The 12,301-nt window shown below is 67.6% G+C and carries 14 protein-coding genes and 1 riboswitch; of the genes, 8 read left to right on the top strand and 6 right to left on the bottom strand.

The features are described 5' to 3' along the window. The first annotated feature begins 142 nt into the window (after nt 1-142). Both ACIPQB_RS14100 and argS read left to right on the top strand, forming a co-directional pair. On the top strand, nt 143-853 hold the full coding sequence (locus ACIPQB_RS14100; protein ID WP_446485868.1) for a Tat pathway signal sequence domain protein: 711 nt from the start codon (nt 143-145) through the stop codon (nt 851-853). Next, nucleotides 850-2,682 (top strand): arginine--tRNA ligase, encoded by a 1,833-nt coding sequence (argS, locus tag ACIPQB_RS14095; RefSeq protein WP_446485867.1) that lies wholly within the window; start codon nt 850-852, stop codon nt 2,680-2,682. The genes ACIPQB_RS14100 and argS overlap by 4 nt, the downstream gene beginning before the upstream one ends. 4 nt (nt 2,683-2,686) lie before the next feature. On the opposite strand, the gene ACIPQB_RS14090 is transcribed toward argS, so the two are convergent. Then, a complete protein-coding gene (locus ACIPQB_RS14090; protein WP_446485960.1) occupies nt 2,687-3,502 on the bottom strand; it encodes an ORF6N domain-containing protein in 816 nt (271 codons plus the stop codon). A gap of 140 nt (nt 3,503-3,642) precedes the next feature. Then, nucleotides 3,643-3,734: riboswitch (glycine riboswitch) on the top strand. Nucleotides 3,735-3,872: 138 nt separating this feature from the next. Here ACIPQB_RS14090 and gcvT point away from each other — a divergent pair. The 6 genes from gcvT (at nt 3,873) to ACIPQB_RS14060 (ending at nt 9,398) form a co-directional block, all read left to right on the top strand. After that, entirely contained in the window at nt 3,873-5,000 is a 1,128-nt protein-coding gene (gcvT, locus tag ACIPQB_RS14085; protein WP_446485959.1) for a glycine cleavage system aminomethyltransferase GcvT, read from the top strand. A gap of 24 nt (nt 5,001-5,024) precedes the next feature. Continuing rightward, nucleotides 5,025-5,390, top strand: a complete 366-nt coding sequence (gene gcvH / locus ACIPQB_RS14080) for a glycine cleavage system protein GcvH (protein WP_446485866.1) — start codon at nt 5,025-5,027, stop codon at nt 5,388-5,390. A gap of 124 nt (nt 5,391-5,514) precedes the next feature. Then, on the top strand, nt 5,515-6,861 hold the full coding sequence (gene gcvPA / locus ACIPQB_RS14075; protein WP_446485865.1) for an aminomethyl-transferring glycine dehydrogenase subunit GcvPA: 1,347 nt from the start codon (nt 5,515-5,517) through the stop codon (nt 6,859-6,861). Continuing rightward, entirely contained in the window at nt 6,858-8,429 is a 1,572-nt protein-coding gene (gcvPB, locus tag ACIPQB_RS14070; RefSeq protein ID WP_446485864.1) for an aminomethyl-transferring glycine dehydrogenase subunit GcvPB, read from the top strand. The genes gcvPA and gcvPB overlap by 4 nt, the downstream gene beginning before the upstream one ends. A 133-nt stretch (nt 8,430-8,562) precedes the next feature. After that, nucleotides 8,563-8,964 carry a hypothetical protein gene (locus tag ACIPQB_RS14065; protein ID WP_446485863.1) on the top strand — a complete coding sequence of 134 codons (402 nt, stop codon included), beginning with the start codon at nt 8,563-8,565 and terminating at the stop codon, nt 8,962-8,964. After that, nucleotides 8,961-9,398: a hypothetical protein gene (locus ACIPQB_RS14060; protein WP_446485862.1), complete on the top strand. Its 438-nt coding sequence runs from the start codon at nt 8,961-8,963 to the stop codon at nt 9,396-9,398. The genes ACIPQB_RS14065 and ACIPQB_RS14060 overlap by 4 nt, the downstream gene beginning before the upstream one ends. Nucleotides 9,399-9,472: 74 nt before the next feature. Here ACIPQB_RS14060 and ACIPQB_RS14055 read toward each other — a convergent pair whose 3' ends face one another. From ACIPQB_RS14055 to ACIPQB_RS14035, 5 genes are all read right to left on the bottom strand, one after another. Further along, nucleotides 9,473-9,982, bottom strand: coding sequence for a F0F1 ATP synthase subunit B (locus ACIPQB_RS14055; RefSeq protein WP_446485861.1), 510 nt, complete (start codon nt 9,980-9,982; stop codon nt 9,473-9,475). A gap of 10 nt (nt 9,983-9,992) precedes the next feature. Further along, a complete protein-coding gene (locus tag ACIPQB_RS14050) occupies nt 9,993-10,529 on the bottom strand; it encodes a F0F1 ATP synthase subunit B family protein (RefSeq protein ID WP_446485860.1) in 537 nt (178 codons plus the stop codon). A 105-nt stretch (nt 10,530-10,634) separates the two neighbouring features. Then, the gene (locus ACIPQB_RS14045) at nt 10,635-10,862 is read right to left on the bottom strand and encodes a F0F1 ATP synthase subunit C (RefSeq protein WP_018061086.1); all 228 of its coding nucleotides are present in this window, start codon (nt 10,860-10,862) and stop codon (nt 10,635-10,637) included. 49 nt (nt 10,863-10,911) lie between these two features. Next, complete coding sequence (locus ACIPQB_RS14040) at nt 10,912-11,682, bottom strand: F0F1 ATP synthase subunit A (protein WP_446485958.1); 771 nt, start codon at nt 11,680-11,682, stop codon at nt 10,912-10,914. Nucleotides 11,683-11,707: 25 nt separating this feature from the next. Further along, nucleotides 11,708-12,088, bottom strand: coding sequence for an AtpZ/AtpI family protein (locus ACIPQB_RS14035; RefSeq protein ID WP_446485859.1), 381 nt, complete (start codon nt 12,086-12,088; stop codon nt 11,708-11,710). Between the last annotated feature and the right edge of the window lie 213 nt (nt 12,089-12,301).

Raw genomic sequence — 12,301 nt, 5'->3', positions numbered from 1 at the left:
GCGCCAGCGCCAGGCGCCGCCGCCTCGCCAATCGGCCGCAAGTCAGCTGCACATTGCGACGTCACGCATATGCCTTTATCAGGCTCCATGACGCCGACGGGGAATTCCCGCACAGGCTCTTCATTCTCGGACCGGACGTTTCATGCGCCGCAAGCTCTCCGTCGCCCTCAGCGCCCTGATGGCCCTTTCGATCGCCGCCACGGCGACGAGCGTCTATGCGCAACAGCGCGGCCGCGGCGACCAGGGTCAAGGCGGCGGCGACGACGACCAGGCGGCCAAGAAAAAGAAGCGCGACGATGAGTGGAACCAGCCCAAGGCCCCCCTGGCCCAGCTGCGCAACGCTGGCCCGTGCCCCTATGTGAAGGTGCTCTACGACGCCAGCCGCTATGTCGAGTTCAAGGAAGGCAAGGAGTCGGCCGCCCAGACCGGCTTCACCGGCGAGATCCAGGGCCTGTCCTCGGGCTGCGCCTACAAGAGCAGCGACCCGATCAAGATGCAGGTCCAGATCCTGTTCGAGCTGGGACGTGGCCCGCTGGCGACCGACAGCCGCAAGACCTATCGCTACTGGGTGGCGGTGACCGAGCGCAACAAGGACGTCCTGGCCAAGGAATATTTCGACCTGCCGGTGAACTTCCCGCAGGGCCAGGACCGCGTCTATGCGACCGAAACCCTGAAAACCATCACCATCCCGCGGGCCGACGAAAAGGTCAGCGGCTCCAATTTCGAAGTCCTGATCGGCTTCGACATCACCCCGGAAATGGCCGCCTTCAACCGTGACGGCAAGCGCTTCCGCGTCAACGCCGGCCAGACCCAGCAGGCCCAGACCCAGCCAGGAACCCCGGCCAAGCCATGAGTGATTTGAAGCGGTCCCTGAGCGAGGCGGCCGCGGCCGCCTTCCAGGCCGCCGGACTGTCCCCCGACTTCGGCCGCGTCACCGCGTCCGACCGGCCCGACCTGGCCGATTTCCAGTGCAATGGCGCCCTGGCGGCGGCCAAGAGCGCCAAGCGCAATCCGCGCGAGATCGCCGTCCAGGTGGTCGACCTCCTGAGGGCCGACTCGCGCCTGGCCTCGGTCGAGATCGCCGGCGCCGGCTTCATCAATATGCGCGTCAGCGACGAGGCCCTGTCGGTCCGGGCCCGAGAGATCGCCGCCGACCCGCGCGCCGGGGCCGAGCCGCTGGCGAAGCCGCGCCGGGTGCTGGTCGACTATGCCGGTCCGAATGTCGCCAAGCCGATGCACGTGGGCCATCTGCGGGCCTCGATCATCGGCGAGTCGATCAAGCGCCTCTATCGGTTCCGCGGCGACGAGGTGAAGGGCGACGCCCACTTCGGCGACTGGGGCTTCCAGATGGGGTTGCTGATCGTGTCGGTCGGCGATGAACGCGGCCTGTTCGACGGTTGGATCTCCGAAGCCACAGGCCAGTTCGTCGGCGATGAAGCGAGCGCTCAGGTCCATCTGCAATTGCGCGACCTGGGCCTTGAGGATCTGGACCGCGCCTATCCGCTGGCCGCCGCCCAAGCCAAGGCCGACGATGCGTTCCGCGACCGCGCCCGCCGGGCGACGGCCCTGCTGCAGGGCGGCGCCGGCGCCTATCGCGCTATCTGGGCCCGCTTCGTCGAGGTCAGCCGCGTGGCCCTCGAACGGGAATTCAAGGCGCTCGGCGTCGAGTTCGACCTCTGGAAGGGCGAAAGCGACGCCAACGACCTGATCCCCGGCATGATCGCCGACTTGGAGGACAAGGGGCTGCTGGTCGAGGACCAGGGTGCCCGGATCGTCCGCGTCGCCCGCCCCGGCGAGACCAAGAAGAAGAAGCTGCCTGACGGTTCGGTGGTCGAGGTCGAGAGCCCCGATCCGCTGCTGGTGGTGTCGTCGGAGGGCTCGGCCATGTACGGCACGACCGACCTGGCCACGATCCTCGACCGCCGCCAGTCGTTCGACCCGCACCTGGTCCTCTACTGCGTCGACCAGCGCCAGGCCGATCACTTCGAGCAGGTGTTCCGCGCCGCCTACCTCGCCGGCTACGCCGAACCGGGCGGCCTGGAGCACATCGGCTTCGGCACTATGAACGGCGCCGACGGCAAGCCGTTCAAGACCCGGGCCGGCGGCGTGCTGAAGCTGCACGACCTGATCGAGATGGCCCGTGAAAAGGCCCGCGAGCGGCTGCACGAGGCCGGCCTCGGTGCCGAGCTGCCGCCCGAAGCCTTCGAGGACATCGCCCACAAGGTGGGCGTGGCGGCCCTGAAGTTCGCCGACCTGCAGAACTTCCGCGGCACCTCCTATGTCTTCGACCTCGACCGCTTCACCAGCTTCGAGGGCAAGACCGGGCCGTACCTGCTGTATCAGTCGGTGCGCATCAAGAGCATCCTGCGCAAGGCGGTCGAGCAGCAGCTGGCGTCGGGGCCGATCATCGTCGGCGAGCCGGCCGAACGCGATCTGACCCTGCTGCTGGACGCTTTCGAGGGCGCCTTGTCGGAGGCCTACGACAAGAAGGCCCCCAACTTCATCGCCGAGCACGCCTACAAGCTGGCCCAGACCTTCTCCCGATTCTACGCCGCCTGCCCGATCCTCAGCGCCGAGGACTCGGCCGTGCGGGCCTCGCGCCTGGGTTTGGCCGAGACGACGCTACGACAACTGGAGCTGGCGCTGAACCTGCTGGGCATCGAAGCGCCGGCGCGGATGTAGGTTTTCAGGGTCGTTCAAGATCCTTGAGGGTCGCCAGCAGGCCTTCGACCCCGCCGGTCTCCAGATATTGCTGGGCCACCAGCACCAGGCGCAACTGCTTGGCTAGCAGGGCCAACTGGCGGTGCTGGTTTTCGGTGCGCTTCTGGGCGGTCTCGGCCTCCAGGGCGTCGGCTTCGGCCAGCAGCTTGCGGACCTCGGCGAGAGTCTTCTCGTTCTGGACGCCGGCCCGCTTCAGATATTCCTTGATGCTGCGCAGGCCCTCGGCGGCGATGGCGTGGGCCTCGTCGCGGACCGTGGCCTGGGTCTCCGGATCGGCGATGGCGTCGAGCACCCGGCCCAGGGCGCCGTTGAGCTTGCTCATCAGGCCGGTGCGGGCTTCGCTCTGCAGCGGCAGCAGTCCGCGTGCGTTGATCAGCGACGGCAGGTTGGCGCCGTCGGACACCAGGGTCCTGCGCCGCGCCTCGACGAACACCTTGATGATGAACCTCGATGCGGCGATCGCCCGTTCGGACTGCAGCACGGTGGCCGCCATGATCACGCCGTGCTCGGTGAAGACGTAGGGGCGATAGCGTGCACCGCCGTGCGACGAACTTGAGATCGCAATCTGCGATCTCAAGTTCGAGAATTCTTCTGTGGAAAGGCGGAAGGCGAAACCGTCGAACTTCGTCGCGTTGCGGCGTGCCTGTTCGTTCAGGCGGCGTGTTTCGACACCAAAAAGTCTAGCGAGATCAACGTCGAGGATGACGGACAAATCCCGAACCTCTACAACCGTCGGAGTCTGGTCGGCTTCGAATTCCGGGATGGAGGCGGGCAGGTTCATCATGCTTGCTCGTCTTTGAGGTCGCAAATTGCGACCTCAAGTTTGAAGATGTGTCGCCTGAATTGCAATCTATGCGATCTTCGTTCCAGAACCGGTCGTCTTCGTCGTTGACTCCCGCCGCCCCGTCGCCCAAACACCCCTCGACCCTCGCGGGAGACGTCGGGATTCGGATCCCGAGGCCGAAGGCGCAACCGCCCCGGAAACGCTCAGGCAAAAGGACCGCGCGGGTTTAGGAACGCTGGAAAGAGGCAGCCTGAAAGGGTCGCCCGCCGAAGGAGCAAGGCCGTCTGGTGCGGCCGGAATCTCTCAGGTCAAAGGGACAGCGGGGGCGAGACCACCTGGCGAAAGCCGGGCGGCGTCGCCGACCCCGATTGGAGCCCAAAGCGTGTCCGAGCCAGATCTCAAGAAGACGCCCCTGTACGACGCGCACGTCGCCGCCGGCGCCCGGATGGTGCCGTTCGCGGGCTATGCCATGCCGGTGCAATACAAGGACGGGGTGCTCAGGGAGCACCTGTGGACCCGCGCCCACGCCGGCCTGTTCGACGTCTCGCATATGGGCCAGGCCCGGCTACGAGGCGAGAACCCGGCCAAAAGCTTCGAGAAGCTGGCCTCGGCCGACTACCGGGGCCTCAAGCCGGGCAAGCAGCGCTACGCCGTGCTGCTGAACGATCAGGGCGGGGTGATCGACGACCTGATGACCGCCCGTCCCGACGACGACGGCCTGTTCGTGGTGGTCAACGGCGCCTGCAAGGACAACGACTACGCCATCATCGCCAAGGCGCTGGCGGGCGAGGTCACGGTCGAGCGCCTCGAAGACCGCGCTCTGCTGGCGCTGCAAGGTCCGGAGGCCGCCGCCGTGCTGGCCGCCCATGTCCCCGCCGTCGCCGACATGGTGTTCATGGACACCGCCGCCCTGACCGCCTTCGGGACCGACGCGATCATTTCGCGCTCGGGCTATACCGGCGAGGACGGCTACGAGATTTCGGTTCCTGTGCGCGAGGCCGAGCGCATCTGGAACACGCTGCTGCAAGACGAGCGGGTCAAGGCCATCGGCCTGGGCGCCCGCGACAGCCTGCGCCTCGAGGCTGGCCTGCCGCTCTACGGCCACGACATGGACGAGACGGTCTCGCCGATCGAGGCCGGCATGCCGTTCGCCGTCGGCAAGAGCCGCCGCGAGGCCCGGGACTTTCCGGGCGCCGACCGGATCCTCAGGGAACTGGCCGGCGACCTTGAGCGCGTTCGCGTCAATCTGAAGGTGCTGGAAGGCGCCCCCGCCCGCGAAGGCGCGGAGATCGCTGACGAGGCCGGCGCCGTGGTCGGCGTGGTCACCAGCGGCGGTTTCGGCCCCAGCTTCGGCGGCGCGATCGCCATCGGCTTCGTGCCGCCTGCCCTGGCGGTGGTCGGCTCCAAGCTGAAAGTCATCGTCCGCGGCAAGCCGCAGGCGGCGCAGGTCGTAACCTCGCCGTTCGTCCCGACCCGCTACGTGCGCAAGATCTAGCTCCAGACACAAAGGGCCCAGACCATGAAGTTCACCAAGGATCACGAGTGGGTCGTCGTCGACGGCGACATCGCCACCGTAGGCATCTCCGGCTACGCCGCCGAGCAACTGGGCGACGTGGTGTTCGTCGAGGTTCCGGAGGTCGGCAAAACCGTAAAACAGGGCGACGCCCTGGCGGTGGTCGAGAGCGTCAAGGCCGCCTCCGACGTCTACGCCCCGGTGTCGGGCGAGGTGGTCGAAGCCAATGGTGAACTGTCCGACAGCCCCGAAACCGTCAACGCCGTGCCGGAGGCCGGCGGCTGGTTCGCCAAGATCAAGCTGTCGAACCCCGCAGAGGTGGACGCGTTGATGGACCGCACGGCCTATGAAGCGTTCCTGAGTTCGCTTTAGGAAGAGAACCCTTCCCCCTTGATGGGGGAAGGGCAGGGTTGGGGGTGACCCCGCCGCCCGCAACACCCCCATCCCCGACCCTTCCCCCATCAAGGGGGAAGGGAGCACGCCGCGGAAGCTTTTCATGCGCTACCTTCCCCTCACACCCAAGGATCGCGCCGACATGCTCGGCGTCATCGGCGCGGAGACGATCGACGAGCTGTTCGTCGACGTGCCCGCCGTCGCCCGCCGTACCGGCCTGGTCGACCTGCCGCTCCACGCCGGCGAGCTGGAGGTCGAGCGCGAGATGCTGGCCTTGTCGCGCCGCAACCGCTCGGCTTCGGAAGGCCCGTTCTTCGTGGGGGCGGGGGCCTATCGCCACCACGTGCCGGCCACGGTCGACCACATCATCCAGCGGTCGGAATTCCTGACCAGCTACACGCCCTATCAGCCCGAGATTGCTCAAGGCACGCTGCAGGTGCTGTTCGAGTTCCAGACCCAGGTCGCGGCCCTGACCGGCATGGAGGTGGCCAACGCCTCGCTCTATGACGGCTCCACCGCCACGGCCGAGGCGGTGATGATGGCCGCCCGGATCACCCGCCGGGGCAAGGCGGTGCTGTCGGGCGGCGTTCACCCGCATTATGTCGGCACGGTCGAGACCCTGGCCCACGCCGCCGGCGTCGCCACCGAACGCCTGGCGGCCGCCATCGATGCCGAGGACGCGGTGATCGCCGCCATCGACGCCGACACCGCCTGCGTCGTCGTCCAGACCCCCAATGTGTTCGGCACGGCCACCGACGTCAGCAAGATCGCCGCCGCCGCCCAGGCCGCCGGGGCCCTGCTGATCGTGGTCACCACCGAGGCGGTGTCCTACGGCCTGCTGAAGTCGCCTGGCGAGATGGGCGCCGACATCGTCGTGGCCGAGGGCCAGTCGATCGGCAACGGCCTGAACTTCGGCGGTCCCTATGTCGGCCTGTTCGCCTGCAAGGAAAAATACGTTCGCCAGGCCCCCGGCCGTCTGTGCGGCGAGACGGTTGACGCCGACGGCCGGCGCGGCTTCGTCCTGACCCTGTCGACCCGCGAGCAGCATATTCGCCGCGACAAGGCCACCTCCAATATCTGCACCAACAGCGGCCTGTGCGCCCTGGCCTTCAGCATCCATATGAGCCTGCTGGGCGAGAAGGGTCTGCGCCAACTGGCCCTGATCAACCACCAGAAGGCGGTGAAGCTGCGCGACGCCCTCGCCGCCGTGCCCGGGATCGAGATCCTGACCCCGCGGTTCTTCAACGAGTTCGCGATCCGGCTGCCGGTCAACGCCGCCGAGGTCGTGGAGACCCTGGCCGCCAACGCCGTGATCGCCGGCGTGCCGTTCTCGCGCCTCGATCCGGCCGCCGGTCTTGACGACGTCCTGCTGGTCGCCGCCACCGAGACCACGCCCGACAGCGACATCGTCTTCTTCTCCAAGGTCCTGACCAAGGTGCTGGCCCAATGAGCATGAACTCCGTCGGACGGCCGACCCGTCCCGAAGCCGCCAATGACGCCGCCACCGGCCACGAAACCCTGACCGGGGCGCGCGGCCTGCTGCAGGACGAGGCGCTGATCTTCGAACTGAACGCCTGGGACAAGACCGGCGTCGACCTGCCGGATGCGCCGCCGGCCGACGACCTGGGCGACCTGGTCCGCACCGCGCCGATCGACCTGCCCGGCCTGTCCGAGCCCGAGGCCGTGCGCCACTATGTGCGTCTGTCGCAGAAGAACCACGCCATCGACCTGGCCCTCTATCCGCTGGGCTCGTGCACGATGAAGCACAACCCGCGCCTCAACGAGAAAGTGGCCCGCCTGCCGGGCTTTTCCGACATCCACCCCTTGCAGCCGCAATCGACGGTGCAGGGCGCGATCGAGCTGATGGATCGCCTGGCCCATTGGCTGAAGACCCTGACCGGCATGCCCGCGGTGGCCTTGAGCCCCAAGGCCGGCGCCCATGGCGAGCTGTGCGGCCTGCTGGCCATCCGCGCCGCCCACGAGGCGGCCGGCAACGGCCACCGGAAGACCGTGCTGGCTCCGACCAGCGCCCATGGCACCAACCCGGCCACGGCGGCCTTCTGCGGCTACACCGTCGTCGAGATCGCCCAGACCGATGACGGCCGGGTCGACCTGGCCGACCTGGAGGCCAAGCTGGGCGACCACGTGGCCGCCATCATGGTCACCAATCCCAACACCTGCGGCCTGTTCGAGCGCGACGTGGTCGAGATCGCCCGCCTGACCCACGCGGCCGGCGCGTACTTCTATTGCGACGGCGCCAATTTCAACGCCATTGTCGGCCGGGTGCGCCCCGGCGACCTGGGCGTCGACGCCATGCACATCAACCTGCACAAGACCTTCTCCACCCCGCATGGCGGCGGCGGGCCGGGCGCGGGTCCGGTGGTGCTGAGCGCCGCCCTAGCCCCGTTCGCGCCGACGCCATGGGTGGTCAGCCACGACCATAGCTTCAAGCTGGTCGAGGAGGCTCAGGGCCCCGCCGCCCAGGCCTTTGGCCGGATGAGCGCCTTCCACGGCCAGATGGGCATGTTCGTGCGGGCCTATGCCTACATGCTCAGCCACGGGGCCGACGGTCTGCGCCAGGTGGCCGAGGACGCCGTGCTGAACGCCAACTACATCAAGGCCCGGCTCAGCGACCTGATGAGCCCGGCCTTCCCCAATGGCCCGTGCATGCACGAGGCGCTGTTCGACGACGCCTGGCTGGAAGGCACCGGCGTCACCACCCTCGACTTCGCCAAGGCGATGATCGACGAGGGCTTCCATCCGATGACCATGTATTTCCCGCTGGTCGTGCACGGGGCGATGCTGATCGAGCCGACCGAGACGGAGTCCAAGCAGGAGCTGGACCGCTTCATCACCGCGCTGCGCGCCCTAGCCGGAGCCGCAAAAGGCGGCGACGTCGAGCGCTTCAAGGGCGCGCCGTTCCATGCGCCGCTGAAGCGCCTGGACGAGACGCAAGCGGCTCGCAAACCGCGCTTGCGCTGGAAACCTGTGGCCGCAACGCCACTGGCTGCGGAATAGAGGCCACAGTCGAACAAAAGGGGAGCAGGGCGCCTTTACGGAAGGGCGCCCTGTTCTCATATCGGTTTCTGTGAGCCGAGGAGGCCGGCCTGTCGCCGGGATCGAACGGAACACGGAACCGTTCTCTCTCGCCATGAACTTCGCCCTCGCCATGCCGCCCGTGCGCTTCTCCGCCGCCGACGAACTCGCCCGCGAGCTCCTCGGGCGGATTTCACGCGTGGTGCTCGTCACGCTGGGCCTGATCCTGATCGTCGCGGGCTTCCTGATCGCGCCGCTGCCTGGGCCGCTGGGCGTGCCGCTGACGGTGGCTGGCCTGATGCTGGTGCTGCGCAACTCGTTCCGGGCCCGCAAGCAGTTCGTCCGCTTTCAGCACGCCCATCCCAAGCTGATCTTCCCGCTGCGCCGCTTGCTGCGCCGCGAGCCCGAGGTCATGCCGGTCGCCTGGCAGCAGGTGCTGCGCGTCGAGCGTCTGGTCCTGCCGCGTCGCTGGCGGGTCGCCCAGCGCTGGCGCAAGTCGCTCAAGCGGCGGCCGTGAACTCGCCCGCCGGGGCGCTCGCCAAACTGCCCTCAAGGCTCTATCGCCGCCGTCGGCGGCTGGCCCTGGTCCTGCGCGAGACCGCCGGACGCGTGGCGCGCTGGGCGGCGCTGGCCTTCGGCGTGCTCGTGCTGGTGGCTGGGCTGGTGCTGACGCCGCTGCCGGGGCACCTGGGATTGCCGCTGCTGGTCGTCGGCCTGATGATCGTGCTGCGTAACTCGTTCCAGGCCAAGCGCCGGTTCCTCCGCTGGCAACGGCGGCACCCCAAGCTGATCTTCCCGATCCGCCGGCTGATGCGCCGCGAACCGGAGATCATGCTGGTCGCCTGGCAGCAGCTGCTGCGCAGTGAAAAGGTGTTCCTGCGCCGGGCGTCCTGGCGGGTGCTGAAGCGGGGCCGCAAGCACGCCAAGCGGTGGTTCAAGCGCAAGCGCTGAGGCGGCTATCTCCAAACAAGAAGGGCGCGCCCCTCGCGGAGCGCGCCCTCGATGTTTCGCCGTAACCGAAACCGCTATTGCAGCTTCGCGCCGATCTGGCCGATCGCCGCGTCGACCAGGCCGTCCGAACCGCCGGTCGCCAGACGGGCGACCAGGATGCGTTCGGCCGTCTGGGCGGCGAGGTCGACGGCCGCGGACTTGACGTCGGCGGCGGCCTGGGCCTCGGCCTGGGCGATCTTGCGTTCGGCCATTTCGGCGCGGCGGGTGATCTGCTCTTCCAGCTTGGCCTTGGCTTCCGACGCGATCAGGGCGGCGTCGGCCTTGGCGGCCTCGATCATGCCGGCGGCCTGACGCTCGGCTTCTTCCCGCTGGGCCTTCACTTCGGCGAGCAGGGCCTGGGCCTCTTCTCGCAGTTGCTGGGCTTCGTCGAGTTCGGCCTTGATCTTGGCCGCGTGGGCGTCGAGCGCGCCGAACAGCGCGCCCGGCAGGACCTTGAGCACGACCAGCAGGCCGATGAACAGGGACAGGCCGATCAGGACCCAGAGCTCGGGATTGGCGAGGTTGAACAGGGATTCGTGTTCCATCGTCGTCTCCTTAGGCCAGGGAAGCCTGGAGCTCGGCGGCCGAAGCCGCCTTGCCCGTCAGCTTCTCGACGATGGCCGCGGCCGTCTCCGAGGCCACCGCGCGGACGTGGCCCATGGCCTCGTCGCGGGCGACCTGGATGCGGCCTTCGGCGGCGGCCAGCTTTTCAGCCAGCACGGCCTCTTCCTTGGCCTGGCGCTCTGCGGCCTCGGCCGAAGCCTTGGCCTTGGCGTCCGCGGCGGTCTTCTGGGCCTTGGCGCGAGCCTCGGCCACCTCGGCCGCGGCCGCACGGGCCTGGACCTCGGCTTCGTCCTTCAGACGACGGGCGTCGGCGATGTCGCCGGCGATCTTGGCGCCGCGAGTCTCGATTGCGCCGCTGACCCGAGGCAGAAGCGCCTTGGACAGCACCGCGTAGAGGACGGCGAAGATGAGCAGCAGCCAGACGATCTGGCCGCCCCAGTGCTGGAACTGCAGCTGGGGAAGCCCGCCGCTTTCCTGCCCGTGGGGCGGCTCAGTCGACTCGACCGTGCCTTGATGTTCCGTCGCCATGGGCGAAGAAGCCTCTTTAGGTTGGAGCATTTCCCGACATGGAAAACGCCCGAAGAACGAGTCCGGGGCGGCGTCGGTCCGGGAGACCGGCCGCGCCCCAGGGTTTTACTTCGAGAACAGGATCAGGAAGGCGATGACCAGGGCGAAGATGCCCAGGGCTTCGGTCAGGGCCATGCCCAGGAACAGCATCGGGCGCTCTTGGGCGGCCGCGGTCGGGTTGCGCAGGGCGCCTTGGAAGTAGTTGCCGAACATGATGCCCAGGCCGATGCCCGCGCCGATCATGCCGAGCATCGCCAGGCCGGCGCCGATGAACTTAGCGGCGGAAGCGTCCATGATTGAGACTCCTTAGGATGGGTGTGTTGGTTGAAAGACTAAAGGGTGATCAGTGGCTGTCGAGGTGCACGACGTCGTTCAGATAGACGCAGGTGAGCACCGCGAACACGAAGGCCTGAAGGAAGGCCACCATGAACTCTAGGGCCGTCAGGGCGACGACGGAGGTCAGCGACAGCAGGCCCACCAGCCAGTAGGCCGGGGCCATGGCCAGCAGGATGGCCACGAAGGTCGCGAAGATCTTCAGCACCACGTGGCCGCCCAGCATGTTGCCGAACAGACGAAGGGCCAGGGTGATCGGGCGGATCAGGAACGAGATGATCTCGATCGGCACCAGAATGATGTAGAGCGGCCACGGCACGCCTGACGGGGCGAACAGCTTGAAAAACTTGAAGCCGTTCTTGACGACGCCGACGGTGATCACCGTCAGGATGACCAGCACGCCCAGAGTCAGGGTCACGGCCAGCTGCGAGGTCGAGGTGAAGCCCAGGAAACTGCCGGTCCAGCCGAACAGCATGCCCTGCAGGTTGGCGAACAGCACGAAGGAGAACAGGGCGAACACGAAGGGCAGGTACTTCTTGCCGTCGTGGCCGATGATCGAGCTCGTCAGGCCGTCGGCGATTCCATAGAGCATCTCGCCCACGGTCTGCAGGCGGCCCGGAACGACGGCGCCCTTGCCGGCGAAGGCATAGAACACAATGATCAGCGTCGCCGACAGCAGCATGGCGGCGACGGAATTGGTGATCGACAGATCGATCGCGCCCACGCCCGGGACGGTAACGGACGGCAGCGCCACGATCCTTTGGATCATGAACTGGTGCATCGGGTCGATCGGCGTGGCCAAGGCCCTAGTCTCTCTTCTGCTTGGGGGCGGTAGGCCCGCCTCCCGTGTCTCCGTCGGCCTTGTCCTGTTCGGACCGGACCGACGCCTGCGCGCTCATTTTCGTCGCCTTGCGGACGACAGTGTAGATCGAAAGCCCCATGCCGATCAGCAGACCGCCGACCATGCCCCAAGGCCCCGTGCCGGCGTAGCGGTCGAGCAGCCAGCCGAAACCGAGCCCCACCAGAACGCCCCCGATCAAATCCGCCAGAAGACGATAGCCGTCCTGGGACGATTTCTCGTGCTCGGCGCGCATCGGGACCTCCGCCGCTTTTCGCGCCTCGAAGGCGGCGATCCGAGCGTCGAGGCTTTGCGGGGCCTTGTCGTTCGGTTCGTCGGCCTTGGGCATGGGAGCGGCAGGTCCGAAAACGCCCGCGGCCGCCTCAAAAGAGGCGGTTTTCCGGCCGGCTTGATCGCGGCGGAACCTATAGGGCGCGCTGCGGTGCGTCAAGTTGGGGCGATAACAGTTCAAGTGGCCGATTTTAAACGGCTTTTGGAGATTTCCGGCCGTCGTCGCGGAATCGGCGCTTCCTTACGTGATCGGCGGTGCTTGGGGGCGTCG

Source organism: Caulobacter sp. LARHSG274, from assembly GCF_052871235.1.
The sequence above is the reverse complement of the archived record's forward strand: the minus strand, read 5'-3'. Positions and strand labels throughout refer to the sequence as shown.

Excerpts from the sequence above, each read along its gene's own strand:
- gcvH (WP_446485866.1), top strand. The coding sequence starts at position 5,025 with ATGAAGTTCACCAAGGATCACGAGTGGGTCGTCGTCGACGGCGACATC.
- argS (WP_446485867.1), top strand. The coding sequence starts at position 850 with ATGAGTGATTTGAAGCGGTCCCTGAGCGAGGCGGCCGCGGCCGCCTTC.
- ACIPQB_RS14065 (WP_446485863.1), top strand. The coding sequence starts at position 8,563 with ATGAACTTCGCCCTCGCCATGCCGCCCGTGCGCTTCTCCGCCGCCGAC.
- gcvPB (WP_446485864.1), top strand. The coding sequence starts at position 6,858 with ATGAGCATGAACTCCGTCGGACGGCCGACCCGTCCCGAAGCCGCCAAT.
- gcvPA (WP_446485865.1), top strand. The coding sequence starts at position 5,515 with ATGCGCTACCTTCCCCTCACACCCAAGGATCGCGCCGACATGCTCGGC.
- ACIPQB_RS14100 (WP_446485868.1), top strand. The coding sequence starts at position 143 with ATGCGCCGCAAGCTCTCCGTCGCCCTCAGCGCCCTGATGGCCCTTTCG.
- ACIPQB_RS14040 (WP_446485958.1), bottom strand. The coding sequence starts at position 11,682 with ATGCACCAGTTCATGATCCAAAGGATCGTGGCGCTGCCGTCCGTTACC.
- ACIPQB_RS14050 (WP_446485860.1), bottom strand. The coding sequence starts at position 10,529 with ATGGCGACGGAACATCAAGGCACGGTCGAGTCGACTGAGCCGCCCCAC.
- ACIPQB_RS14035 (WP_446485859.1), bottom strand. The coding sequence starts at position 12,088 with ATGCCCAAGGCCGACGAACCGAACGACAAGGCCCCGCAAAGCCTCGAC.
- ACIPQB_RS14045 (WP_018061086.1), bottom strand. The coding sequence starts at position 10,862 with ATGGACGCTTCCGCCGCTAAGTTCATCGGCGCCGGCCTGGCGATGCTC.
- ACIPQB_RS14055 (WP_446485861.1), bottom strand. The coding sequence starts at position 9,982 with ATGGAACACGAATCCCTGTTCAACCTCGCCAATCCCGAGCTCTGGGTC.
- ACIPQB_RS14090 (WP_446485960.1), bottom strand. The coding sequence starts at position 3,502 with ATGAACCTGCCCGCCTCCATCCCGGAATTCGAAGCCGACCAGACTCCG.